This is a genomic window from Pirellulales bacterium (genome assembly GCA_019636345.1).
Taxonomy (GTDB): domain Bacteria; phylum Planctomycetota; class Planctomycetia; order Pirellulales; family Lacipirellulaceae.
The window spans coordinates 365,407-388,380 of sequence record JAHBXQ010000003.1; the positions used below are offsets into that span (position 1 = coordinate 365,407).

A 22,974-nucleotide genomic window follows, 5' to 3' on the forward strand; every position below is an offset into this window, starting at 1 on the left:
TGGGTTTCGTCTTAGCAGCGTTTTTGGCCCATAAATCACGATTTGAGAATGGTCAGGGAGTAACATGGCAAAGGATACTTTTGAACGTACCAAGCCGCACGTGAACGTCGGCACGATCGGTCACATCGACCACGGAAAGACCACCACGACCGGCGCCATTCTGGCCGTGCAGGGCGCCAAGGGTCTCGCCAAGCCGAAGTCGTATGCCGATATCGCCAAGGGCGGTACGGTTCGCGACGCGACCAAGACGGTCACGATCGCCGCTTCGCACGTCGAGTACGAGACCCCCAATCGTCACTACGCCCACATCGATTGCCCGGGCCACGCGGACTTCATCAAGAACATGATCACGGGGGCCGCCCAGATGGACGGCGCCATCCTGGTCGTGTCGGCCGCCGACGGTCCGATGCCGCAAACCCGCGAGCACATTCTGCTGGCTCGTCAGGTCGGCGTCCCCCGGGTCGTGGTGTTCCTCAATAAGTGCGACCTCGTCGACGACGAGGAGTTGCTTGAGTTGGTCGAGTTGGAAATCCGCGAGTTGCTCTCCAATCACGGCTTCCCCGGCGACGAGATTCCGATCGTCCGCGGCAACGCCAAGGGCGCGTACGACAACCCCTCGGACCCCGAGGCGTCGAAGTGCATCACCGAGCTGATGGAGGCGATCGACGCCTACATCCCCGAGCCGGTTCGCGAGACCGACAAGCCGTTCATGATGGCGATTGAAGACGTCTTCTCGATCGAAGGTCGCGGCACCGTCGCCACCGGGCGGATCGAGCGGGGCGTGGTCAAGGTGGGCGAGGAAGTGTCGATCATCGGCCTGACCGACGCCCCCGTGAAGACGACCTGCACGGGCGTCGAAATGTTCAACAAGAGCCTCGATCAGGGGCAGGCCGGCGACAACGTCGGCTGCCTGCTTCGCGGCGTGAAGCGCGAAGACATTCAGCGCGGTCAGGTGCTTGCCAAGCCGGGCAGCATCACCCCGCACACGAAGTTCGAGGCCGAGGTCTACGTCCTGTCGAAGGAAGAAGGGGGCCGGCACACGCCGTTCTTCAGCGGCTATCGCCCGCAGTTCTACTTCCGCACGACGGACGTCACCGGCACGGCCAACTTGGTCGGCGACGCCGAGATGTGCATGCCCGGCGACAACGCCCGGTTGAGCGTCGAGTTGCAGAAGCCGATCGCCATGGACGACGGGGTCCGCTTCGCGATTCGCGAAGGGGGCAAGACCGTCGGTTCGGGCGTCGTGACGAAGATCGTGGAGTAACGAATGACTCAATGTCCAAGTCCCAATGACCAATGGCAAGTTGGTCATTGGTCATTGCGGCCTTGGTCATTGTTTGTAGGGGCGTAGCTCAATTGGCAGAGCGCTGGTCTCCAAAACCAGAGGTTGCGAGTTCGATTCCCGCCGCCCCTGCCATACAGGGGGCTGTCAGCGATCGGCTGGCGGCCGTCGGCTAGGCAGACAAGTCTCGGCAGACAAATAGGGAACGCAGGTTTGGCTGACAGCTGACGGCTGTAGGCTGACAGCTTGACACAGGGACGCACTCACGTGGCTGAGTTGATCGCAGGCATGTTCAACGGCTCGCGCTACAAGCGGAGCCAGGGGCGCGTTTGGCGGCAGATCACCTTTCTCGCCTTGGCGGGGATGATTGCCGTCGGCGCGTGGCGGTTGAGCTCGATGGCCGACGTGTGGCGCGCCGGCTGGCTGACCGGCGCCAACCGCTGGGTGGCGGTCTACGGGCTGCCGGGCCTCGTGTTGGCAGCCGGAATTTGGGGGGCGTTTCGGATCGTCAACTACCCGAAGTTCGCCGACTTTCTCATCTCGGTCGAGGCCGAGATGAACAAGGTCTCCTGGCCGAGCCGAGGCGAGTTGTATCGAGCGTCGCTCGTGGTGGTCGTCGTGATCTTCTTGCTCGTGACGATCTTGTTTGCATACGACTTGATCCTCAAGACGGTCATTAGCTGGTTCTTGGGGGCCTGAGTCCGACGGCGGGCGATCCTCGCCTGCGGGTCTCGGCACTGCGTTTGACATAAAGGCGCGCTCTGCAAGGGGCGTGACATGATTCGGTGAGCGACGAGCGGGAAGAACTGTCCGAAGATCTCACTGCGGCCGACGGGTCTGCGGTCGAGGCGCAAGCTGCGCCCCTCGAAGACGAGTTGGCCGACGCGACGGATTCGCTCGAATCGACCGACGAGTCGAGCGAAGAGGTTCTCGCCGAAGCGGAGCCTGAGGAGGCCCCGGCCCCCGCGGCGAAGCCGGCGAAGGCGGCCGACGCGAAAAAGGAACCGCCCGGGCCGGTCGTGATGGACTGGTACATCCTCAAGGTTCAAAGCAACCGCGAACGGTCGATCGCCGACGCCCTTCGCCGCAAGATCAAGATCGAGGGGCTCGACAAGTACTTCGGCGACGTCGTCGTGCCGACCGAAAAGGTCACCGAGTTCAAAGGCGGAAAGAAGAAGGTCGTCGAACGCAAGCTTTATCCGGGCTACATCGTCGTGCACATGTGCATTAACGACGACACGTGGTTCGCGGTGCGTGAGACCTCGGGGATCGGCGATTTCACGGGCTCGGGGGGCAAGCCGACCCCGATGCTGGCTCATGAAGTCGCTCGCATTATCCACAAAGAAGAGGAGCAGACCGACGAAGCCCCCAAGTTGGACATCAAGTTCAAGCTGGAGGACAAGGTCAAGGTCAAGGACGGCACGTTCGAAGGCTTCGAAGGGGACGTCAGCGCGATCGACGAGCAGAGCGGCAAGATCACCGTCATGCTCAGCATCTTCGGCCGCAGCACTCCCGTTGAATTGGAATACTGGCAAGTGGAGGGGGTGTAGCTCTAATCCTGAGGCGGCAAGCCTCAGGTCAGAAAGAGCGCGTCCGTCCTTCCGGCTTACAGCTCACAGCTTACGGCTCGGTTTATCATGGCAAAGCAATTAGTCGGCGTCGCGAAGTTTCAGATCCCGGGCGGGCAGGCGACGCCTGCGCCGCCGGTCGGCACTTCGCTCGGCAAGTACGGCGTCAACCTCGGGCAGTTCGTTCAGGCGTTCAACGACAAGACCAAGGAAGCCGGGGGGATGATGATCCCCGTGGTCGTGAGCGTCTACAACGATCGCTCGTTCGACTTCATCACGAAAAGCCCTCCGGCGGCCGTGCTTTTGAAGAAGGCTGTCGGGCTGGCCAAGGGTTCGGGCGTCCCCAACAAGACGAAAGTCGGCACGGTGACGACCGCCCAGATGCAAGAGATCGCCAAGATCAAGATGGCCGACCTCAACGCTCGCGACGTCGACCACGCCGTGCGAATGATCGCCGGCACGGCCCGCAGCATGGGGCTTGACGTCGTCGATTGAGTCGGCGGTCGCGGCGTACAGAGCCGTTCACTACGTCCAACAAGCTTACAGAGTCGCGGAGTTTACGGAGGGAGAAGCGAGAACGAAGCGCCTGCCGTTGCGAAGGCGTTTGCTCCTAGGAGCTTCGAGCGAATTCCTCGGACTTCCATGTTCGCCGTGTCTCCGCGGTTCACTCCTAACGACATTTTGATCGTCGCATGGTCGGCGATTGAGGCGAGAACGATGCCCAAAGTAGCGAAAAGAATGAAGTCGGCCGCGGCGAAGCGCCCCGCGACCTCGTTGCCCCTGGCCGAGGCCGTGGCCGCGCTCAAGAAGTACCCGGCCCCCAAGTTCGATCAATCGGTCGAGGTCGTCATGCGGCTCGGGATCGACCCGACGCAGGCCGACCAAATCGTCCGCGGTTCGATCGTGCTGCCGCACGGCACGGGCAAGGATCAGCGGATCGTCGTGTTCGCCAAGGGCCCGCAGGCGAAGGCCGCCGAGGAGGCGGGCGCCGAGCATGTGGGGGACGAGGACCTCGCCAAGAAGATTCTCGGCGGGTGGACCGACTTCGACGTTTGCATCGCAGCTCCGGACATGATGAAGATCGTCGGCCAGTTGGGCCGCGTGCTCGGTCCGCGGGGGCTGATGCCCTCGCCCCGCGCCGGCACGGTGACTCCCGACGTCGCCAAGACGGTGGCCGAGTACAAAGCCGGCAAGGTCGAGTTCCGCAACGAGAAGGCGGGCAACGTCCAGGCGCCCGTCGGCAAGCTGAGCTTCGACGACCAAAAGCTGGTCGAAAACATTCAAGCGTTCATCGACCGAATCGTGTCGCTCAAGCCGACGTCCTCCAAGGGCGTTTACGTGAAGAGCGCTCATATCAGCGCGACGATGACCCCCAGCGTGAAGCTGGCGACTTAACGTGATTTTATTGATCGCGGCCGGGCTCGGGGACGAGCCGGCTCGCGGGCTGCAGTTCGTGCGAGATCCCGGGCTGCTTGCCCCCCCACTGCCTACAGACCCTGTTGACGCCATGAGCAAGTATCTCAAAGGCCTGATTACCGACGAGCTGAAAAGCCGGCTCGGCAGCGTGACCGATCTGGTGGTGGTCGACGTCCTGGGCTTGGACGCGAACACGACGGTCGAGCTCCGCAAGCAGCTGGCTCAGAAGAACATCAGCCTCATGGTGGTCAAGAACAGCTTGGCCCGCCGAGCGGCCGAGGGGACGACCCTCGCTCCGGCGTTCGAGGGGGCGCAAGGCTCCGCGGCTTTGGTCTGGGGCGCCGAGGACGTCGTCTCGCTCGCCAAAGAAGTGACGCGAATCGCCGAGGACAAGAAGTACGCCAAGTTCATCCCCAAGGGAGGGGTGATGGACGGCGCCAAGCTCTCGGCCGCCGACGTCAAGGCGGTCAGCAAGTGGCCGAGCCGGGCCGAGCAACTCAGCTTGCTGGTGGGCCAGATCTTGGGCCCGGGCCGCAAGTTGTCGGCTCAGTTCCTCGGTTCGGGGGCCAAGCTCGCCAGCCAGATCAAGAAGAAGGGCGAGGAAGAGTGATTTATGATTTCGGACTCAGGATTTCGGATGTGCCTCTGAAGTCGTGGCCGATCGCTTCGAGTCGTAAATCGCCATTCATCATTCATAAATCAGAAATCCGAAAACGACTTTGGGGCTCGTCCCCGCTACTGCCAGAAAGGGTATTGTCATGAGCGACGCAGCCGTTGCCGAATTTTCCGCCGCCACGAAAGAGTTGGGCGACAAGATCGTCCAGCTCACGCTCAAGGAAGCCAAGGAGCTGAGCGATTATTTGAAGGACGTTCACGGCATCGAGCCGGCCGCCGGCGGCGCGGTCGTCATGGCCGGTCCGGCTGACGGAGGCGGCGGCGCCGCCGCTGCCGAGGAGCAGACTGAATTTGACGTCGTGCTCGAAGGTTTCGGCGATCAAAAGATCGGCGTCATCAAGGTCATTCGCGCCATCACCGGCCTGGGCCTCAAGGAAGCCAAGGACCTCGTCGAAGGCGTTCCGAGCAAGGTCAAGGAAGGCGTCTCGAAGGAAGACGCCGAGAAGATCAAGAAGGAACTGACCGAAGCCGGCGCCACCGCATCGATCAAGTAGCGTTCGCTTGCCCAGGCGTTCACGTCAGCGCGGCCGGCGTCTCGAATTCGGGGCGCCGGCCGGTCGCGACGCGTGACGCCGGTCGGCGATCGTCGTGCGCGCCGGCTGTGTCCGAACCGCACGGCACGCGCTCGTCGCGTCCGTCCCCGCGGATTTGACCGCCGAGATCGCTTGGCCGACAGGCCCCGCTTGTCGGCGGACGAACCGGCGTCCGCACGAGACTTTTGGTTCGGCGTCACGCGCTGCGACCCGGTCGACGCGTTCGACCATTTTCGCCTTCGCTCGACCGCCGCCTTCCCCGGCGGACGCGCGATCGCGGACCTATCCCACCTCGCGAAAAACGGAGCAGTTTGCCCCATGGCAGTCAAGGCTCAGCGGCGGCTTGTGACCAACGAAGTTCGCCATTTCGGCAGCGGCCGAGAATCCTTCGCGATCCCTGATCTCACCCAAATCCAGACCGAAAGCTACGACCGGTTTCTGCAGTACAGCGACGGCCCGACCGCCAAGCGCAAGGTCGAGGGCCTCGAAGCCGTGCTGCAGGAAATCTTCCCGATCGAGAGCTACGACAAGACGATCCGGCTGGAGTATCAGCGCTACGAGCTGGGCAAGCCGCGCTACAGCACCGACGAGTGCCGGCAGTTGCGGTTGACCTACGGTCGCCCCTTCCGCATTTGGCTGCGCCTGGTCAAGGATCAGCCGGTCGAGGAGGAGGTCTATCTAGGCGACATGCCGATCATGCTCGGCGGGGGCGAGTTCATCATCAACGGCGCTGAGCGCGTCGTCGTGAGCCAACTGCACCGCAGCCCGGGTATCGACTTCGTCACGGAGATCGAAGCGGGCGAGCGCCGCACCCATTCCTGTCGCGTCATCCCCGAACGCGGCAGTTGGATCGAGCTCAACACGACCAAGAAAGACAGCATCACCGTTCGCATCGACCAGAGCGGCAAGTTCTCGGCGATGACCCTGCTGCGGGCGATGGATCCCAAGTACGGGCTCGACTCGGAGATCATCCGTCAGTTCTACACGCCGACGAAGGAGAAGATCGTCGACGGCCGCAGCGCCGGCAAAATCGAGGGGAAGGTCTCGGTCGACGACGTCGTCTACCCGGTCGGCAGCGAACGCGCCGGCGAAATCATCATCGAGAGCGGCCAGCGGATCACCAAGAACGTCGCCGAGATCATCTGCACCAGCGGCGTGAAGACGGTCGAGGTGATCGAACCCCCGAAGACTCCTCACCTCGTCAACGCCTTGGCCGAGGACAACACCTCGAGCCACGAAGAGGCGCTGCTGCGCATTTATCAGCGGCTCCGTCCGGGCAACCCGCCCCAGTTGGAGAAGGCGCGGACGTTGTTCCAGGAAAAGTTTTTCGACGCCAACCGATATCGCCTCGGTCGGGTCGGTCGGTTCCGCATCAATCGCAAACTGGGCCTGAACGTCTCGGAAGACGAGATGGTGTTGCGACCCGAGGACCTGATCGCCTCGGTCAAGTACCTGCTGATGCTGGTTGCCGGCGAAGAGGGGGCGTACGTCGACGACATCGATCACCTCGGCAATCGCCGCTTGCGGACGATCGACGAATTGGCGAGCGATGAAATCCGCAAGGGCTTCCTCAAGCTCCGCCGCACCGTGCAGGAGCGGATGAGCCTGAAAGACCAGGAGGACATGACTCCGCGGAGCCTCATCAATCCCAAGAGCATCTCGGCGGCGATCGAGTACTTCTTCGGTCGGGGCGAGTTGTCGCAAGTCGTCGACCAAACGAACCCGTTGTCGATGCTGACGCACGAGCGGCGGTTGTCGGCGCTCGGCCCGGGCGGTCTCAACCGCAAGCGGGCCGGCTTCGAAGTGCGCGACGTTCACATTTCGCACTACGGCCGCATCTGCCCGATCGAGACGCCGGAAGGAACGAACATCGGGCTCATTTCGAGCTTGGCGATGTACTCGACGGTCGACGAGTACGGCTTCCTCGTCACCCCGTACCGGGTGGTGAAGGGGGGCAAGCTGACCGAGGAGGTGATCTGGTTACGGGCCGACGAGGAATCGAACGCCTACGTCGCCTCGGCCGACGTGCCGGTGAAGGACGGCAAGATCGTCGGCGAGACGGTCGTGGCCCGGTATCGCAGTGACTTCGTTCTCGTGCCGACCGACAAGATTCAATACACCGACGTGGCGCCCAGCCAGATGATCGGCGTCTCCGCGGGGCTCATTCCGTTCCTGGAGCACGACGACGCGAACCGCGCACTCATGGGCTCCAACATGCAACGGCAAGCGGTGCCGCTGCTGCTGGCCGAACCGCCGGTCGTGGGGACGGGCCTCGAGATCGACGTCGCCCGCCACTCGGGGATGCTGGTGCGGGCCAAGAACAAGGGGACCGTCACCTTCGTCGACGCCACCCGGATTGAAATCGGCGCCGACAAGTACGAGCTTCGCAAGTTCGTCGGCCTGAACGAGCGGACTTGCCAGAACCAGAAGCCGATCATCAAGCTCGGCGACAAGGTGGAAAAAGGCCAAGTGATCGCCGATGGCGCCGCGACCTTCAAGGGCGAGCTCGCCCTGGGCCGCAACGTGCTTGTCGCGTTCATGTCGTTCGAGGGATACAACTTCGAGGACGCGATTATCATCAGCGAGGAGTTGGTCCACGCCGACACGTACACCTCGATTCATATCGAGGAGTTCGACGTCGAAATCCGCGAGACGAAGCTCGGTCGAGAGGAGTTCACCCGCGACATCCCCAACGTCAGCGAGAAGGCGCTCCGCAACCTCGACGAGAACGGCATCGTCCGGATCGGCACCTACGTCCAGCCGGGCGACATCCTGGTCGGCAAGGTCTCGCCCAAGAGCAAGACCGAACTGACCCCCGAGGAGAAGTTGCTCCACGCGATTTTCGGCCGGGCCGGCGAGGACGTGAAGAACGACTCGTTGGAAGTCCCCTCGGGCATCGAAGGGATCGTCATCGAGGCTCAGAAGTTCTCGCGGCGGATGAGCCTCACCGAGGACGAGCGCAAGGCGTTCGAGAAGTCGCTCAAGGAGGCCGAGAAGGAAGGGAACGAAGGGATCGCCGTCGCGTTCAAGGAACTGGTGGGCGAGATCGAAAAGATCCTGCAGAAGAAGCTCTCCGACGAGGACGGCAACGAGCTGATCCACAACCAGGAAGCCCAGTTCATCGCCGACCAGGCGGTGCGGTTCCGGGTCGATCTGCTCGACATCCGCAGCGACGATCGCCACAAGGCCGTGCAGGCAGCCTACAAGCAATTGTGGCCGAAGGTGGAAGAGGCGATCGACCTCCGCGATCGCCGACTCAACTCGATGAAGCGGGGCGACGAACTCCGCAGCGGCGTGCTGCAGATGGTGAAGGTCTACATCGCCACGAAGCGGGTGATCTCGGTGGGCGACAAGATGGCCGGCCGCCACGGGAACAAGGGCGTGATTTCCAAGATCTTGCCGATCGAGGACATGCCGTTTTTGCCGGACGGGACTCCGATTCAGATCATGCTCAACCCGCTGGGCGTGCCGAGCCGGATGAACGTGGGCCAGATTCTCGAAACGCACCTCGGCTGGGCGGGGGCCAAGCTCGGCTTCCGCGCGGTGACGCCGGTGTTCGACGGAGCCGAGGAGTCGCAGATCAACGACGCTCTGGGCGAAGCGGGCCTCCCGCGCCACGGCAAGATCCGGCTCAACGACGGCCGCACGGGCGAGCCGTTCGAGCAGGAGACCACCGTCGGTTTCATCTACATGCTCAAGCTCCACCACTTGGTGGACGACAAGGTGCACGCCCGCAGCACGGGCCCGTACTCGCTCATCACCCAGCAGCCTCTGGGGGGGAAGGCGCGGTTCGGCGGCCAGCGGTTCGGCGAAATGGAAGTGTGGGCTCTCGAGGCCTACGGCGCCGCGTACATCCTGCAGGAGTTGCTCACCGTAAAGAGCGACGATGTCGAAGGCCGCACGAAGATTTACGAGTCGATGGTCAAGGGCGAGAACACGCTGCAAGCCGGCACCCCGGCCAGCTTCGACGTGCTCACGAACGAAATTCGCGGCTTGGGTCTGAATATGCAGCTCGAGAAGCGCGCGGCTCTGTAAGGGCGGACATTGCGAATTGGTCATTGACCAATTTGAAATCCCAACGTGACTTCACAGCCGGTTCGTCTCCCCGACGACCGCGGTCACTTGTACGAGGAAATCCATGAGCATTCTTGAAGGCTCGAATTACGATCGCGTCAACGACTACGGCTCGGTGAAGATCAGCCTGGCGCGGCCGCATGATATTCGCAGTTGGTCGTTCGGCGAGGTGAAGAAGCCCGAGACGATCAATTACCGCACGTATCGTCCTGAAAAGGACGGCTTGTTCTGCGAGCGAATTTTCGGCCCCGAGAAGGACTGGGAATGCGCCTGCGGCAAGTACCGCGGGATGAAGTACAAGGGAATGATCTGCGATCGCTGCGGCGTGAAAGTGACCCACAGCCGCGTGCGCCGCAAGCGGATGGGGCACATCGAGCTGGCGGCCCCGGTCGTCCACATCTGGTTCTTCAAGGCCATGCCGAGCCGGCTGGGCAGCCTGCTGGCGATGAAGACGACCAGCCTGGAGAAGGTGATCTACTTCCAGGATTACGTGGTCGTCGACCCGAAGGAGACGCCGCTCAAGGCCCAGCAACTGCTGACCGAGGAAGAGTACCGCTCGGCCCGCGAGCAGTACGGCGAAGGCGCTTTCGAGGCCGACATGGGCGCCGAGGCGATTCGCAAGCTGCTGCAGAACCTCGACCTCGTGAAGCTCAGCGAGGAGCTCCGCGTCGAACTGAAGGAGACCGGCAGCAAGCAGAAGGCCAAGGACCTGATCGCCCGGCTGAAGACGGTCGAGTCGATCCGCGATTCGGACAACAAACCCGAGTGGATGGTGCTCGACGTCATCCCGGTGATTCCTCCGGATTTGCGACCGCTGGTGTTGTTGGACAGCGGCAACTTCGCCACGAGCGATCTCAACGACCTCTATCGTCGGATCATCAACCGCAACAACCGGCTCAAGAAGCTGGTCGACTTGAACGCCCCCGAGGTGATCATCCGCAACGAAAAGCGGATGCTGCAGCAGTCGGTCGATGCGCTGTTCGACAACAACCGCTGCAAGCGGCCCGTCCTCGGCAGCTCGAACCGGCCGCTCAAGTCGCTCACGGACATGATCAAGGGGAAGCAGGGTCGGTTCCGCGAGAACCTGCTCGGCAAGCGGGTCGACTACTCGGCCCGGTCGGTGATCGTCGTCGGTCCGCGGTTGAAGCTGCACCAATGCGGCCTGCCGAAGAAGATCGCGCTGGAGCTGTATCAGCCGTTCATTATCCGCCGGCTGAAGGAGTTGGGGCACGCCGATACGATCAAGTCGGCCAAGAAGATGCTCGAGCGCAAGGACGAGGAGGTCTGGGACATTCTCGAGGAGGTGATCACCAATCACCCCGTGCTTTTGAACCGGGCTCCCACGCTGCACCGCATGGGCATCCAGGCGTTCGAGCCGATCCTGGTCGAAGGCAACGCGATCCATCTCCATCCGCTGGTCTGCCGCGGCTTCAACGCCGACTTCGACGGCGACCAGATGGCGGTTCACTTGCCGCTGTCGATCGAGGCCCAGGTCGAGGCCCACACGCTGATGATGTCGACGCACAACATCTTCAGCCCGGGCAACGGCTCGCCGATCATCAGCCCGTCTCAGGACACGGTGATGGGTTGCTACTACCTGACCATGAACGTCCCCGAGGCGCGCGGAGACGACATGGCGTTCGCCTCGCCCGAGGAAGTCGAGACGGCCTACGCCGCCGGCAAGCTCCACACGCACGCCAAGATCAAGCTGCGGCTTCCCAAGGACAAGTGCCTGCGCGACGACTTTGACGCGAAGACCGGCTACGGCAAGCGGATCAACACGACCGTCGGTCGCGTGATTTTCAACCGCATCCTGCCCAAGGGGATGCCGTACTACAACATGCCGCTGCGGTCGTCGGACTTGGCCCGCGTGATCAGCGACTGCTACGAAATGCTCGGTCGGCGGTACACGATCGATTTGCTCGACGACATGAACCAGATCGGGTTCCGGCAGAGCACGCTCAGCGGGCTGTCGTTCGCGACCGACGATCTGGTCACGCCCGAGACCAAGGGAAAGATTCTCGCCGAGGCCGAGAAGGAAGTCATCAAGACCAACAAGCACTACCAGCGCGGGATCATCACCGAGAACGAGCGGTACAACAAAGTGCTCGACGCGTGGACCCATGCTCGCGAGCAGATTACCGCCGAGATGATGACCGGCCTGGAAAGCGACTATCGCGGCAACGCCTACGTGAACCCGATCTTCCTCATGGCCCACTCCGGCGCCCGCGGCGGCATCGAGCAGATGCGGCAGTTGGGCGGCATGCGCGGGCTCATGGCTAAGCCCTCGGGCAAGATCATCGAGACGCCGATCAAGGCCAACTTCCGCGAGGGGCTGACCGTGCTCGAGTACTTCAGCTCGACCCACGGCGCCCGCAAGGGTCTGGCCGACACGGCCCTCAAGACGGCCGACTCGGGCTACCTGACCCGCAAGCTGGCCGACGTCGCCCAGAACGTGGTCATCACCGCCGAGGACTGCGGCACGACCCAAGGGATCACCAAGGGAATCATCTACCGAGGCGAAAAGGTCGAGGTGAGCCTCGCCGACTCGATCCGCGGCCGGGTGAGTCGGGCCAACATCGTCAACCCGATCACAGACGAGGTGATCGTCGCCGAAAACGAGATGATCACCGCCGACATCGCGCGGAAGATCGAGCAACTGGGGCTGGAGAAGATCCAGGTCCGCAGCCCGATGACCTGCGACGCGGCGCTGGGCGTCTGCCGCCGCTGCTACGGCATGGACCTGTCGACCGGCGCCATGGTCGAGGAGGGGATGGCCGTCGGCATCATCGCCGCTCAAAGCATCGGCGAGCCGGGCACCCAGCTCACCATGCGGACCTTCCACATCGGCGGCGTGGCCACCGGCGACGTCGAGAAGAGCGACATCAAGACCAAGAAGGGGGGCATCGCCAAGCTTGCCCGGCTCAAGGTCGTCACCAACGACGCCGGCCAGCAAGTGGTGCTCACCCGCAACGGCGAGATCGCCCTGGTCGACGAGAAGGGGCGCGAGGTCGAAAAGTACGAAGTCCCCGCCGGCGCCGTCCTGCAGGTCCAGGAGGACGAAGCGGTCAAGGCCGGGGCCGTCATTTGCGAATGGGATCCCCACTCGATCCCGATCCTCGCCGAGACCGGCGGCAAGATCCGCTACGAGGATCTCGTCGAGGGCGAGACGATGCGCGGCGAGGCCGACCCCAGCGGCAAGCGGCGGTACGTCATCATGGAGCACAAGGGCGATCTCCATCCGCAGATCGTCGTCGAGAATCCTGACGACGGCAAAATCATCGATTTCTACTACATGCCCGAGCGGGCTCACATCGAGGTCGACGACGGCCAAGTCATCACCCCCGGCACATTGCTGGCGAAGACTCCGCGCGAGGCTTCGGGAACCCAGGACATCACCGGCGGTCTGCCCCGCGTCACCGAAATCTTCGAGGCCCGCAAGCCGAAGGACCCGGCCGTCATCGCCGAAATCGACGGCGTCGTCGAACTGTTGGGCGAGAAGAAGCGCGGCAAGCGCTCGATCATCGTCCGCAGCGAGGCGGGCATCGAACGCGAGCACCTCGTCTCGCACTCCAAGCACTTGCGGGTCCACGCCGGCGATCATGTCCGCGCGGGCGAGTCGCTGGTCGACGGGCCGCTGGTGCCGCACGACATCCTGCGGATCTCCGGCGAGGAAGCGGTGCAGCAGTATCTGACCCGCGAAATCCAAAACGTGTATCGCAGCCAGCGCGTCGAAATCAACGACAAGCACATCGAGATCATCGTCTCGCAAATGCTGCGCAAGGTGAAGATCGAGTCCCCCGGCGACACCGACCTGCTTCCCGGCTCGGTGATGGACAAGTTCGACTTCCGCTCGGCCAACGAAGCGGTCTCGAAGTGTCTGAAGATCACCCACAAGGGAGACAGCGACTTCTCCGAGGGGGCGATCGTGCCCAAGGACGCGCTCGAACAGACCAACGCCCAGATCGAGTCGCTCGGCGGCGACATCGCCAAGGGCGCCAAGCCGAAAATGGCCACGGCCAGCACGCAGTTGCTCGGCATCACCAAGGCGTCGGTTCAGTCGAGCAGCTTTATCTCCGCGGCCAGCTTCCAGGAAACGACCAAGGTCCTCACCGAGGCGGCTCTGGGGGGCAAGACCGACTTCCTCGTCGGTCTCAAGGAGAACGTCATCCTCGGTCACCTCATCCCGGCCGGCACCGGCTTCAAGACGGTGCAGGAATCCGAGGTGCGGATCCAGCCCGCGGCCCTCGAGGCCCTGGCGGCCGAGAAGGAGCGGATCCTCGAACGGTCGTTCCCGTTGTTGGAGTCGGCCCTGCAAGCCCAAGGGGGCGGCATTCCCGACAAGAACGGCGACGCTCCGACCCCGCAGGAGCACCCGGGCACGCTCGACGCCCTGCTGGGCGGCGGCGAACCGGCCCTCCCCGAGTCGGCCGCGCCCGAGAGCGACGACAAGGACGCCTGAGCGCCGCGGCGATTGCCCGCCCGGTCGCATTCGCAACACCACCCGACGGGGGGCCGATTCGGCCCCCCGTCGTCGTTGGCGAATGCAGGGGCGGCGCGATCGAAGGCGAATCTCGTCGCGGTCGCGGTCCACGAGCCTAGCGGCCGCGACGCCGAACTCGCCGAGTCGCAATCGCTCGCCCTGCCGACGCTCGTGCCGGGCTTTGCGTTGCCGCTGGCGGACGTCCTTCGCGGGTGAGCCGCATCCCGGAAGGCGCTCGTAGCCCCATTGGGCCGTAACTGGCGCCAAGCTTCGGGCTTCGGCAACCGCCGGGGCGCGAGGCGGGGCGGAATTTGCCGACGTTGGGTCGAGTCGGCCGGCCGGCTGGAAATCTTCGCTCGCTGGCCATTTCGCCCAGTTGACGCCCTTGGCGGATTGCCCTAAAATCCGCGGTTCGCCCTCGTATTCGGGGGTCAGTAGGGTTCTTTGACACTTGGGAGTCGGTCCCGTTGTTCCGTCGATTTCGTCCCGGTTTTCGGGGGGAAGTCGCCGCGAGGCGGGCCGTATTCGACGGGCCGGTGCGCCCTGGAGCGAGTCGTGGCATCTGCGAAGGAAGTCATCAGGATTCGGATGGAGGCGTACGACCACTCGGTGCTCGACCAAAGCGCCGCGGAAATCGTCGATACGGCCAAACGGACCAATTCCGAAGTTCACGGCCCCATCCCGTTGCCGACCCGGATCGAGCGGTACACCGTTCTGTCCGGTCCCCACGTGGATAAGAAGGCCCGTCAGCAGTTCGAGATTCGGACCCACAAGCGGCTCATCGACATCGTTCAGGCCACGGCCAAGACGATCGAGGCGCTCAATAAGCTGAGTCTGCCGGCTGGCGTGGATATCAAGATTAAGGCGACGACGGCCTAACGGGGCGATTGCGGCGATGTCGGCGACTTGTCGGTCGTCGGGATTGCCAGTCGCGATTTATCGGGCTGTCGTCGATTTCATACCGACCTCAGCGAGTTTTTTCACCGCTATGACTTGGAAGCTCGAAGGGTAAGCCGGGGCATGCCCCGCGTCTCCCGTCGAGCCCAGCCGATCTCGGGGATCACCAGCGATGGCCACGCAAGTGCGCGTTCCAGGCATTCTGGGGCGCAAAATTGGCATGACGCAGATTTACGGCGAAGACGGCGGCGTCGTTCCTGTGACGGTCGTGCAGGCGGGTCCTTGCCACGTGCTGCAAGTGCGCACGGCGGAACGAGACGGCTACGAAGCGGTCCAGTTGGGGTATCTCGACAAGCCTCGGCGATTGGCTCGCCGCAGCGAGCGCGGTCATGTCGCCAAGCTTGACAGCAAGGCGGCCAAAAAGCGAACTGCTGCCGGCGTCGAAACGCTCCCCAAGGCTGGGTGCGAGCCGAAGCGGTTTGTCCGCGAGATTCGCGGCGGCGCCGGCGACCTGGAGGTGGGCGCCGCGGTCGACGTGACCGCCTTCGAGGGGGTTCAGCGGGTCGACGTCGTCGCGACCAGCAAGGGTCGCGGCTTCTCGGGCGCCATGAAACGGCACAACTTCAGCGGCCAGCGGGCCACGCACGGCGTCAAGAAATGCCACCGGGCCCTCGGCGGCACCGGTTGCAGCGCGTTTCCCAGTCGGCTGTTCAAGGGCGTCCGCATGCCGGGGCAATACGGCAACGCTCGTTGCACGGTCCGGAATCAGTTGGTGGTCAAGGTCGACTCCGAGCAGAACCTGCTGTTGATCCGAGGCGCCGTCCCCGGCCCCAACGGCGGTTACGTGGTGGTCAAGCAAACGAACAAAGTGTGATAAGGGAAGGCCGTCGGCTGTCGAGCGCAGTCTCTTGGCCGGATCGTCATTTTCGATGCATTCGTCCGGCTCACGCCCGGCAGCTTACAGCTCTTAGCTAGCAATCATGCCCAAGCTTACTGTTCTCGATGCCAAGGGTCACAAGGTCGGCACCTACAATTTGGAGGTGTCCGATCTCGCTCCGCGCATCAACAAGCAGCTTCTGCACGACGCGGTGGTCATGTACCAGGCCAACGCCCGGCAGGGGACGCACAAGACCAAGAATCGGCACGAAGTGTCCGGTTCGACCCGCAAGATGTACAAGCAGAAGGGGACCGGCAACGCCCGGGCCGGCCATCGCAAGAGCGGCATTCGTCGCGGCGGCGGTCACATGAAGCAGATTCATCCGCGGGATTACAGCTACTCGTTGCCGCGCAAGGCGTTGCAGTTGGCCACTCGCATGGCCCTGGCCGCCAAGCTGCGGGACGACGAAATCGTGGTCGTCGACAAGCTGGAGTTCGCCGCCCCGAAGACCCGCGAGATGGCCGGCGTGATCAGGGCCGTCGGTTGCGACGGGGCCTCGGTGCTGGTCGCGACGGCGGCTCACGACGCGAACGTGTACAAGAGCGCCCGGAACATCGCCAAGGTGGCGATCTCCCCGGCGAGCGATTTGAACGCCCTGAAGCTGCTGTCGGCCCGCAAGGTGCTGGTGACGACCGCCGCGTTGGATTACTGGAAGGCCAAGGCCGCCGGCAACGGCAAGGCCGAGGGCGAGTCGTCGGGAGTCTGACGCCGATCGAGCGGACGCCGAGATCGCTTGAGCAACTGACGACGAACTACGGAATACGGACTTACGACCATGCCACGACATGTACCGCTAAAGCCGGGCCTGACGCTTGAGCCTCATCAGGTGATCGTCAAGCCGCTGGTGACCGAAAAGGGAATGCATAAGTCGACTCGCAACAACGCGTATGCGTTCGAGGTGAATCGACTGGCGACCAAGGCGGACGTGAAGCGTTCCGTCGAGGAGTTGTTCGAGGTGAAAGTCCTGAAGGTTCACACGCAGAACCGCAAGGGAAAGCCGCGGCGGACGCGGTTCCGTTTCGGCTATACGGGCGCCTGGAAGAAGGCGATCGTCACGCTCGATGCGGAACATCGGATTGAATTTTTCTAAGGAGCTGTCAGCTGGGGGCCGCAAACTGTTAACCAGAAAGTGGATAACGGCTGAGCGGTTCAAGGCTTGGAGCTTACAGCCTAGAGCTTGATTATGGGTATTCGCAAATACAACCCGACGTCCGCCGGCCGGCGCAACGCCTCGGTGAGCGACTTTGCCGAGCTGACTCCAGGCGCCAAGCCGGAGAAGAGCCTTCTGCGCCCGAAGCGCAAGACCGGCGGTCGCAACAACCAGGGGAAGATCACCGCCCGTCACCGCGGCGGCGGTCACAAGCAGCAGTACCGGTTGATCGACTTCCGACGGAACAAGGACGGCATTCCGGCGAAGGTCGACTCGGTGCAGTACGACCCGAATCGCTCGGCCCGGATCGCGCTTTTGTTCTACGCCGACGGCGAAAAGCGGTACATCATCGCCCCGGCCGGACTCAAGGCGGGGGACGAGGTGATGAGCGGCGAGACGGCCCCGGCGAAACTGGGCAACTGCCTGCCGCTTAAGAAGATGCCCTTGGGGACGGAAGTCTACAACATCGAACTGCAACCGGGCCGCGGCGGCGAATTGTGCCGCAGCGCCGGATCGCGGGCGACGCTCATGGCGCGCGAAGCCGATTGGGCGCAGATTTCGCTTCCCAGCGGTGAAATCCGCCGGATTCCCGCCGCCTGCCGGGCCACGATCGGCGCCGCCAGCAACGGCGACCACAGCGCCATCGAGTTGGGCAAGGCGGGCCGCAAGCGGTGGATGGGGCGCCGTCCCCACGTCCGCGGCACGGCGATGAACCCGATCGACCATCCCCACGGCGGCGGCGAAGGTCGCACCAAGGGGGGGCGCAATCCGGTCAGCCCGCAGGGCAAGTGCGCCAAGGGCGGCATGACCCGCCAGCGTCGCAAGGCGTCGAACAAGGCAATCGTCCGTCGTCGCCGCAGCCGGCGCTACGGGGTGCAGAAGTTGGTCACGAAGTAAATAGGAGCTGTAAGCCGTAGGTCGTCAACCAGAGCAATGGCTCCGGCTTTCGCGATCTGGCTTAGAGCTTTATAGCCAAGAGCTTAGAGCCACTTATGGGACGTTCACTCAAAAAAGGCCCGTACGTCGACCCCAACGTGTACGCGAAGGTCGAGAAGCAGAACGATGCGGGGACGAAGAACCCGATCACGACGTGGGCCCGGGCGTGCACGATCATCCCCGAGTTCGTCGGCCACACGTTCATGGTCCACAACGGCAAGAGTCATTTGAAGGTGTTTGTGACCGAAGACATGGTCGGCCACAAGCTGGGCGAGTTTTCCCCCACCCGCAGCTTCCGCGGCCATGGCGGCAAGGGCAAGAAGTAGCAGAGGAGCTGTTCGCTGGAGGCTGCAAGCCGGAGACTTCGTCGATTCAGCGTTTTTCAGGCTAACGGCCCATAGCTCATAGCGTAGAGCTTCAATTATGTCATACACAGCAACGCACAAACACGCCCGCATCAGCCCGCGCAAGGTTCGGCCGATCGCCGATCTGATTCGCGGTCAGCGGGTGGACGACGCCCTGGCGATTTTGCAGTACCAGCCGCAGCGGGGCGCCCGCATGCTGGAGAAGGTGCTCAAGAGCGCCATGGGCAACGCCGAGGATCTGCGGGCTCCCAATTTGGGCGGACTGCGGGTCGTCGAGGCGCGGATCGACGGGGGGCCGATGTTCAAGCGGGTTCGCCCCCGGGCTCGCGGCATGGCTCACGTGATCAAAAAGCGGATGTCCCACATTATCGTTTCGCTCGCCTAACGCTCGCGCGAGCGGACTTCGCCGCTCGACGGGTTCGCAAACTCAGAAGTTACTTATGGGTCAAAAAGTCAATCCCATCGGTTTCCGCACCGGCGTCATGCTCGGCTGGAAGAGCCGCTGGTACGCGTCCAAGAAAGAGTTCGCCGAGTTGTTGGTCGAAGACCATAAGATTCGCAAATACGTCCACGCAAAGTACAAATTCGCCGGAATCCCCAAGGTGGAGATCGAGCGGACCCGCGACGAAGTGAAGGTCGTTCTGTTCGCCGCCCGTCCGGGCGTGATCATCGGCCGCAAGGGGGAAGAGGTCGAGCGGTTGCAGGACGAGCTGCAGACGCTGGTCGGCCGGCGAATCAACATCAAGATCGAGGAAATCGGCCGCCCGGAGTTGCAGGCGCAGCTTGTGGCCGAGGACATCGCCGAGCAGTTGGCCAAGCGGGCCAGCTTCCGCCGGACGATGAAGCGTTCGATGGAACAAACGATGGAAGCGGGCGCCAAGGGGGTGAAGATCCAATTGGCGGGCCGACTGGGCGGGGCCGAAATGGCTCGCCGCGAGAAGCAATCGCTCGGGTCGATCCCGCTGTCGACGTTGCGGGCGAAGATCGACTACGGATTTACGGAGGCCAAGACCGCTCAAGGGCACATTGGCGTCCAGGTGTGGGTCAACCAAGGCATGTTTGAGGACGAGACCGATGGCGCTGATGCCCAAGAGGGTCAAGCACAGAAAAAGCCAAAGAGGTCGTATAAGAGGTAATGCGACGCGCGGCAATCGAGTCGTGTTTGGCGAGTTCGGTCTGCAGTCGCTGGAAGGCGGCTGGCTGAGCGCCCAAACGATCGAAGCCGGGCGTATCGCTGCCCAGCAATACATCCGCGGCGAAGGCAAGTTGTACATTCGGGTGTTTCCGCACAAATCGATCACGTCGATTCCGCTGGAAACTCGAATGGGCAAAGGCAAGGGCGAGCCCGAGTTTTGGGCCGCCACGATTCGCCCCGGAACCGTGCTGTACGAACTGGCTGGCGTGAGCGAAGCGGCCGCGAAGATTTGCTTCGCCCGGTTGGCTCACAAGATGCCGGTGCGCGTGCGGATGATTAAGCGAACCTGACGACTGGCCGAAAGCTGAGAACCGACCGATGTCCAAAGTCACTGAACTCCGCGACATGAGCGACGAGCAGTTGGCGCTGACCATCAAGGAAGCGGCCGACAAGCTGTTCCGTCTGCGGGTCCAATCGCAGACCGAGCGGCTCGACGCGCCGACCGAGCTGCGTCGCCAGCGTCGCCTGATCGCCCGCGTCAAGACGATTCAAACCGAGCGGCGGCTGACCGCCAGCAAGTAACCGCGAGCAAGCAAGCGGCGGAACGCCGACAGCTGAAAGCTGGAACCTATGCCCAAGAAAGTAATGACCGGCGTCGTCACCGGCGACAAGTGCGCGAAGACCCGGCGGGTCGAGATCAATCGGCTCGAGCGGCACCCGAAGTACGGCAAGTTCATCCGCAAGCGGACCGTTTGCCACGTCCATGACGAGGCGAACGAGTCGGCGGTGGGGGACACGGTCGAGATCGTCGAGTGCCCGCCGAAGTCGAAGCTGAAGCGGTGGGACTTGGTGCGGGTGGTGGCCAAGAGCCAGTTGGTCGACATCGCCGCGATGCGAGCCGCCGCCAAGCAGGCCCAGGCGGCCGAAGGCGCCAACTAAACGAGCCCCGGAAACAACCTCACGGCAAGCCGCGGCCTCGCGGGGCGTCGTTCAAGATCGCCCGTCGAGCGTCGCTCGAGAGCCCGACGAAAGTCGCTAGAGAGTCAGTCAGCCATGATCCAAATGCAAACTCGCCTGAACGTCGCGGACAACACCGGCGCGAAGGAAGTGATGTGCATCAAGGTGCTCGGCGGCAGCCGCAAGCGCTACGCCCGTCTGGGCGACGTGATTATCTGCAGCGTCAAGAGCGTAATCCCCGGCAGCGACGTCAAGAAGAAGGCGGTCGTGCGAGGCGTGATCGTGCGGGCCAAAAGCCCCTCGCGTCGCAGCGACGGCAGCTACGTCCGATTCGACAACAACGCGATCGTCATCATTGACAAAGACAACAATCCGCGCGGCACGCGCATCTTCGGGGCCGTCGCCCGGGAGTTGCGGGAGCGCAAGTTCATGAAGATCGTCAGCCTGGCGAACGAGGTGGTGTGAGGCGCGGCCTCGCTGCGGAACTGCGGCCATGGGACGACAGGACCATGGAACGGCAGGACCCGGCGGCGGCTCCGTCAGTAAAGACAGACGCCTCCCGCTCCGTTCGATCCAACGTCCCATCGTCCCAACGTCCTCGAATCGTCCCCGCCCAGCCATGTTTATTCGCACAGGCGACAACGTCCAAGTGATAGCCGGAGCCGACCGCGGAACCGTCAGCCGGGTGATCCAGGTCGACCGGGCCGCCGGCAAGGCGCTCGTCGAGGGCGTCAATCGCGTTTACAAGCACGTCCGCCGCAGCCAGAAGCACCCTCAAGGGGGCCGACTGAGCAAGGAAATGCCGATCAATCTGTCGAACGTGGCGTTCGTGTGCAGTTCGTGCAACACGGCCGTGCGGCTCGGGTCGCGGTTCCTCGACGACGGATCGAAGGAACGTTTCTGCAAGAAGTGCGGCGCCTCCGCGGGCCAGATTTCGCCCGCCCACAAGTCGCACGCCAAGAAGTAAGTCACAAGCAGTCAAGCCACCGTCGCCGAGACCTGATCTCGTATCCCAAGTCTCCCGACTCAAGCCTCACGCCTCCCATGACCCCGCGCCTGCAAGAACGATACTCGACGGAAATCCTGCCTTCGATGGCGGAGAAGTTCGGTCGCGCCAACCGACTCAGCCTGCCGAAGATCGAGAAGATCGTCGTCAGCATGGGCGTCGGCAGCGCGATCGCCGACAAGAAGCACATGGACGACGCCGTCCAGGCGATGACTGAGATCACCGGCCAGAAGCCGATGGTCTGCCGGGCGCGCAAGTCGGTCGCCGGTTTCCGACTCCGCGAGGGAATGCCGATCGGCTGCAAGGTGACGCTCCGCGGCGCCCGGATGTACGAGTTCCTCGATCGGTTGATCTCGCTGGTGTTGCCCCGCGTGCGTGACTTCCGGGGGCTCAGCCTCAAGGCGTTCGACGGTCACGGCAACTACAGCCTGGGGCTTACCGAGCAGCTCGTGTTCCCCGAGCTCAATCCCGACAAATATCCGCGGCAGCAGGGGATGAACATCGCCATCTGCTGCAGCGGCGGATCGGACGACGAATCGCGCGAGATGTTGCGAGGATTCGGCATGCCGTTCCGGGCCGAAGGAGCGGCGGTGTAAGCGAGCCGTTTGCCGCGGCTCGTCAGTTTGATTTCCGTGTAACGTTGCAAAGTTCCTAACGAGGCCCTTACGTGGCAAGCAAGTCGAAGATCGCCAAGGCCGAACGCACGCCGAAGTTCTCGACGCGGCGCGAGAGTCGGTGCAAGTTGTGCGGACGTCCTCGGGCCGTGTATCGCAAGTTCGGCGTGTGCCGGATTTGTTTCCGCAAGCTGGCCGACCAGGGATTGATTCCCGGCGTGAAGAAGTCGAGTTGGTAAGCGAGTCGGCTATTCGTCGAGCCCCGCGGCCAGCCAGCCGCCGGGCCGAGTTCCTTTCAGGTTGTTACGAGTTCAATCGGGGGCGTCGCCCCCAGTTGTTGGCAGCGGCGGGGATGCCGAACAATCCCCCGGGAGTTTGAAACCGCAATGATGACCGACCCCATCGCCGACATGCTCACCCGCATTCGCAACGCCGTTCGCGTCGAACGGCCGATTGTGGACATGCCGCTTTCCAAGGTGAAGCGCGGCGTCGCCGAGGTGCTGAAGCGTGAAGGCTACATCTGGGACTTCCACGAGGAGCAGGGCGAGGAAGATCCCGCCAAGCGGCTCTGCATCGACCTGAAGTACGGTCCCAACGGCGAACGGGTCATTCGCCATATCAAGCGCGTCAGCAAGCCGGGCCGCCGCGTGTACAGCAAGGCGATCGACTTGCGGCCGATCCTCAACGGCTTGGGCATTTCGATCATCAGCACCAGCCGCGGCGTGCTGAGCGATCGCGAGGCTCGCCAGAAGAAACTCGGCGGCGAAGTGCTGTGCGAACTGTGGTAAAGGGCCTTCGGCTCGCAGCGACAAGACGCTTTCAGTTCAGGTTCAACTCAAACGCATTAACAGGAGCGGCCCTTAAGCATCAGACCGTGTTCGGCCGCTTGTTCAGGCGATCATCGCTTGGCCAAGCGCCGACGGCTGACAGCTGACAGCCCCCCGCC

26 protein-coding genes and 1 tRNA gene are annotated in these 22,974 nt (G+C 63.2%); all 27 read left to right on the forward strand.

The annotated features are described in order from the left end of the window. Nucleotides 1–64 precede the first annotated feature (64 nt). The 27 genes from tuf (at nt 65) to rpsH (ending at nt 22,816) form a co-directional block, all read left to right on the forward strand. The gene (gene tuf, locus KF688_09245; GenBank protein MBX3425849.1) at nt 65–1,264 is read left to right on the forward strand and encodes an elongation factor Tu; all 1,200 of its coding nucleotides are present in this window, start codon (nt 65–67) and stop codon (nt 1,262–1,264) included. Nucleotides 1,265–1,341: 77 nt separating this feature from the next. After that, nucleotides 1,342–1,417, forward strand: a tRNA-Trp gene (locus tag KF688_09250). Between the two features lie 132 nt (nt 1,418–1,549). Then, nucleotides 1,550–1,981, forward strand: coding sequence for a preprotein translocase subunit SecE (secE, locus tag KF688_09255; protein MBX3425850.1), 432 nt, complete (start codon nt 1,550–1,552; stop codon nt 1,979–1,981). Between the two features lie 86 nt (nt 1,982–2,067). After that, nucleotides 2,068–2,832 (forward strand): transcription termination/antitermination factor NusG, encoded by a 765-nt coding sequence (gene nusG / locus KF688_09260; GenBank protein MBX3425851.1) that lies wholly within the window; start codon nt 2,068–2,070, stop codon nt 2,830–2,832. Between the two features lie 87 nt (nt 2,833–2,919). Then, entirely contained in the window at nt 2,920–3,345 is a 426-nt protein-coding gene (gene rplK / locus KF688_09265; protein ID MBX3425852.1) for a 50S ribosomal protein L11, read from the forward strand. Nucleotides 3,346–3,567: 222 nt separating this feature from the next. Continuing rightward, the gene (rplA, locus tag KF688_09270) at nt 3,568–4,245 is read left to right on the forward strand and encodes a 50S ribosomal protein L1 (GenBank protein ID MBX3425853.1); all 678 of its coding nucleotides are present in this window, start codon (nt 3,568–3,570) and stop codon (nt 4,243–4,245) included. 112 nt (nt 4,246–4,357) lie between these two features. Further along, a complete protein-coding gene (gene rplJ, locus KF688_09275; protein MBX3425854.1) occupies nt 4,358–4,876 on the forward strand; it encodes a 50S ribosomal protein L10 in 519 nt (172 codons plus the stop codon). 148 nt (nt 4,877–5,024) lie between these two features. Further along, a complete protein-coding gene (gene rplL, locus KF688_09280) occupies nt 5,025–5,435 on the forward strand; it encodes a 50S ribosomal protein L7/L12 (protein MBX3425855.1) in 411 nt (136 codons plus the stop codon). A gap of 357 nt (nt 5,436–5,792) precedes the next feature. Next, nucleotides 5,793–9,509, forward strand: a complete 3,717-nt coding sequence (gene rpoB, locus KF688_09285) for a DNA-directed RNA polymerase subunit beta (protein MBX3425856.1) — start codon at nt 5,793–5,795, stop codon at nt 9,507–9,509. A 103-nt stretch (nt 9,510–9,612) separates the two neighbouring features. Continuing rightward, nucleotides 9,613–14,010: a DNA-directed RNA polymerase subunit beta' gene (gene rpoC / locus KF688_09290; GenBank protein MBX3425857.1), complete on the forward strand. Its 4,398-nt coding sequence runs from the start codon at nt 9,613–9,615 to the stop codon at nt 14,008–14,010. A gap of 75 nt (nt 14,011–14,085) precedes the next feature. Further along, on the forward strand, nt 14,086–14,247 hold the full coding sequence (locus KF688_09295) for a hypothetical protein (protein ID MBX3425858.1): 162 nt from the start codon (nt 14,086–14,088) through the stop codon (nt 14,245–14,247). A gap of 339 nt (nt 14,248–14,586) precedes the next feature. Then, entirely contained in the window at nt 14,587–14,910 is a 324-nt protein-coding gene (gene rpsJ, locus KF688_09300) for a 30S ribosomal protein S10 (protein MBX3425859.1), read from the forward strand. Nucleotides 14,911–15,148: 238 nt separating this feature from the next. Continuing rightward, nucleotides 15,149–15,802 carry a 50S ribosomal protein L3 gene (gene rplC, locus KF688_09305; GenBank protein ID MBX3425860.1) on the forward strand — a complete coding sequence of 218 codons (654 nt, stop codon included), beginning with the start codon at nt 15,149–15,151 and terminating at the stop codon, nt 15,800–15,802. 106 nt (nt 15,803–15,908) lie between these two features. Then, nucleotides 15,909–16,571 (forward strand): 50S ribosomal protein L4, encoded by a 663-nt coding sequence (gene rplD / locus KF688_09310; GenBank protein MBX3425861.1) that lies wholly within the window; start codon nt 15,909–15,911, stop codon nt 16,569–16,571. A gap of 69 nt (nt 16,572–16,640) precedes the next feature. Then, a complete protein-coding gene (rplW, locus tag KF688_09315) occupies nt 16,641–16,955 on the forward strand; it encodes a 50S ribosomal protein L23 (protein ID MBX3425862.1) in 315 nt (104 codons plus the stop codon). A 93-nt stretch (nt 16,956–17,048) separates the two neighbouring features. Further along, nucleotides 17,049–17,912: a 50S ribosomal protein L2 gene (gene rplB / locus KF688_09320; GenBank protein MBX3425863.1), complete on the forward strand. Its 864-nt coding sequence runs from the start codon at nt 17,049–17,051 to the stop codon at nt 17,910–17,912. 95 nt (nt 17,913–18,007) lie between these two features. Next, nucleotides 18,008–18,277: a 30S ribosomal protein S19 gene (gene rpsS / locus KF688_09325; GenBank protein ID MBX3425864.1), complete on the forward strand. Its 270-nt coding sequence runs from the start codon at nt 18,008–18,010 to the stop codon at nt 18,275–18,277. Between the two features lie 97 nt (nt 18,278–18,374). Continuing rightward, complete coding sequence (gene rplV / locus KF688_09330; GenBank protein MBX3425865.1) at nt 18,375–18,701, forward strand: 50S ribosomal protein L22; 327 nt, start codon at nt 18,375–18,377, stop codon at nt 18,699–18,701. A gap of 55 nt (nt 18,702–18,756) precedes the next feature. Continuing rightward, nucleotides 18,757–19,452: a 30S ribosomal protein S3 gene (gene rpsC, locus KF688_09335; protein ID MBX3425866.1), complete on the forward strand. Its 696-nt coding sequence runs from the start codon at nt 18,757–18,759 to the stop codon at nt 19,450–19,452. Further along, a complete protein-coding gene (gene rplP, locus KF688_09340; GenBank protein MBX3425867.1) occupies nt 19,391–19,801 on the forward strand; it encodes a 50S ribosomal protein L16 in 411 nt (136 codons plus the stop codon). Before rpsC ends, rplP begins: the two co-directional genes overlap by 62 nt. A gap of 28 nt (nt 19,802–19,829) precedes the next feature. Beyond that, nucleotides 19,830–20,033 (forward strand): 50S ribosomal protein L29, encoded by a 204-nt coding sequence (gene rpmC / locus KF688_09345; protein ID MBX3425868.1) that lies wholly within the window; start codon nt 19,830–19,832, stop codon nt 20,031–20,033. A gap of 48 nt (nt 20,034–20,081) precedes the next feature. After that, the gene (rpsQ, locus tag KF688_09350) at nt 20,082–20,390 is read left to right on the forward strand and encodes a 30S ribosomal protein S17 (GenBank protein ID MBX3425869.1); all 309 of its coding nucleotides are present in this window, start codon (nt 20,082–20,084) and stop codon (nt 20,388–20,390) included. A gap of 114 nt (nt 20,391–20,504) precedes the next feature. Beyond that, nucleotides 20,505–20,873, forward strand: coding sequence for a 50S ribosomal protein L14 (gene rplN, locus KF688_09355; GenBank protein ID MBX3425870.1), 369 nt, complete (start codon nt 20,505–20,507; stop codon nt 20,871–20,873). A gap of 154 nt (nt 20,874–21,027) precedes the next feature. Next, nucleotides 21,028–21,375, forward strand: coding sequence for a 50S ribosomal protein L24 (gene rplX, locus KF688_09360; protein ID MBX3425871.1), 348 nt, complete (start codon nt 21,028–21,030; stop codon nt 21,373–21,375). Between the two features lie 77 nt (nt 21,376–21,452). Next, nucleotides 21,453–22,010: a 50S ribosomal protein L5 gene (gene rplE, locus KF688_09365; protein ID MBX3425872.1), complete on the forward strand. Its 558-nt coding sequence runs from the start codon at nt 21,453–21,455 to the stop codon at nt 22,008–22,010. Between the two features lie 71 nt (nt 22,011–22,081). Next, the gene (locus tag KF688_09370; GenBank protein ID MBX3425873.1) at nt 22,082–22,267 is read left to right on the forward strand and encodes a type Z 30S ribosomal protein S14; all 186 of its coding nucleotides are present in this window, start codon (nt 22,082–22,084) and stop codon (nt 22,265–22,267) included. A 147-nt stretch (nt 22,268–22,414) separates the two neighbouring features. After that, nucleotides 22,415–22,816 (forward strand): 30S ribosomal protein S8, encoded by a 402-nt coding sequence (gene rpsH, locus KF688_09375; GenBank protein MBX3425874.1) that lies wholly within the window; start codon nt 22,415–22,417, stop codon nt 22,814–22,816. The last annotated feature ends 158 nt before the right edge of the window (nt 22,817–22,974 follow it).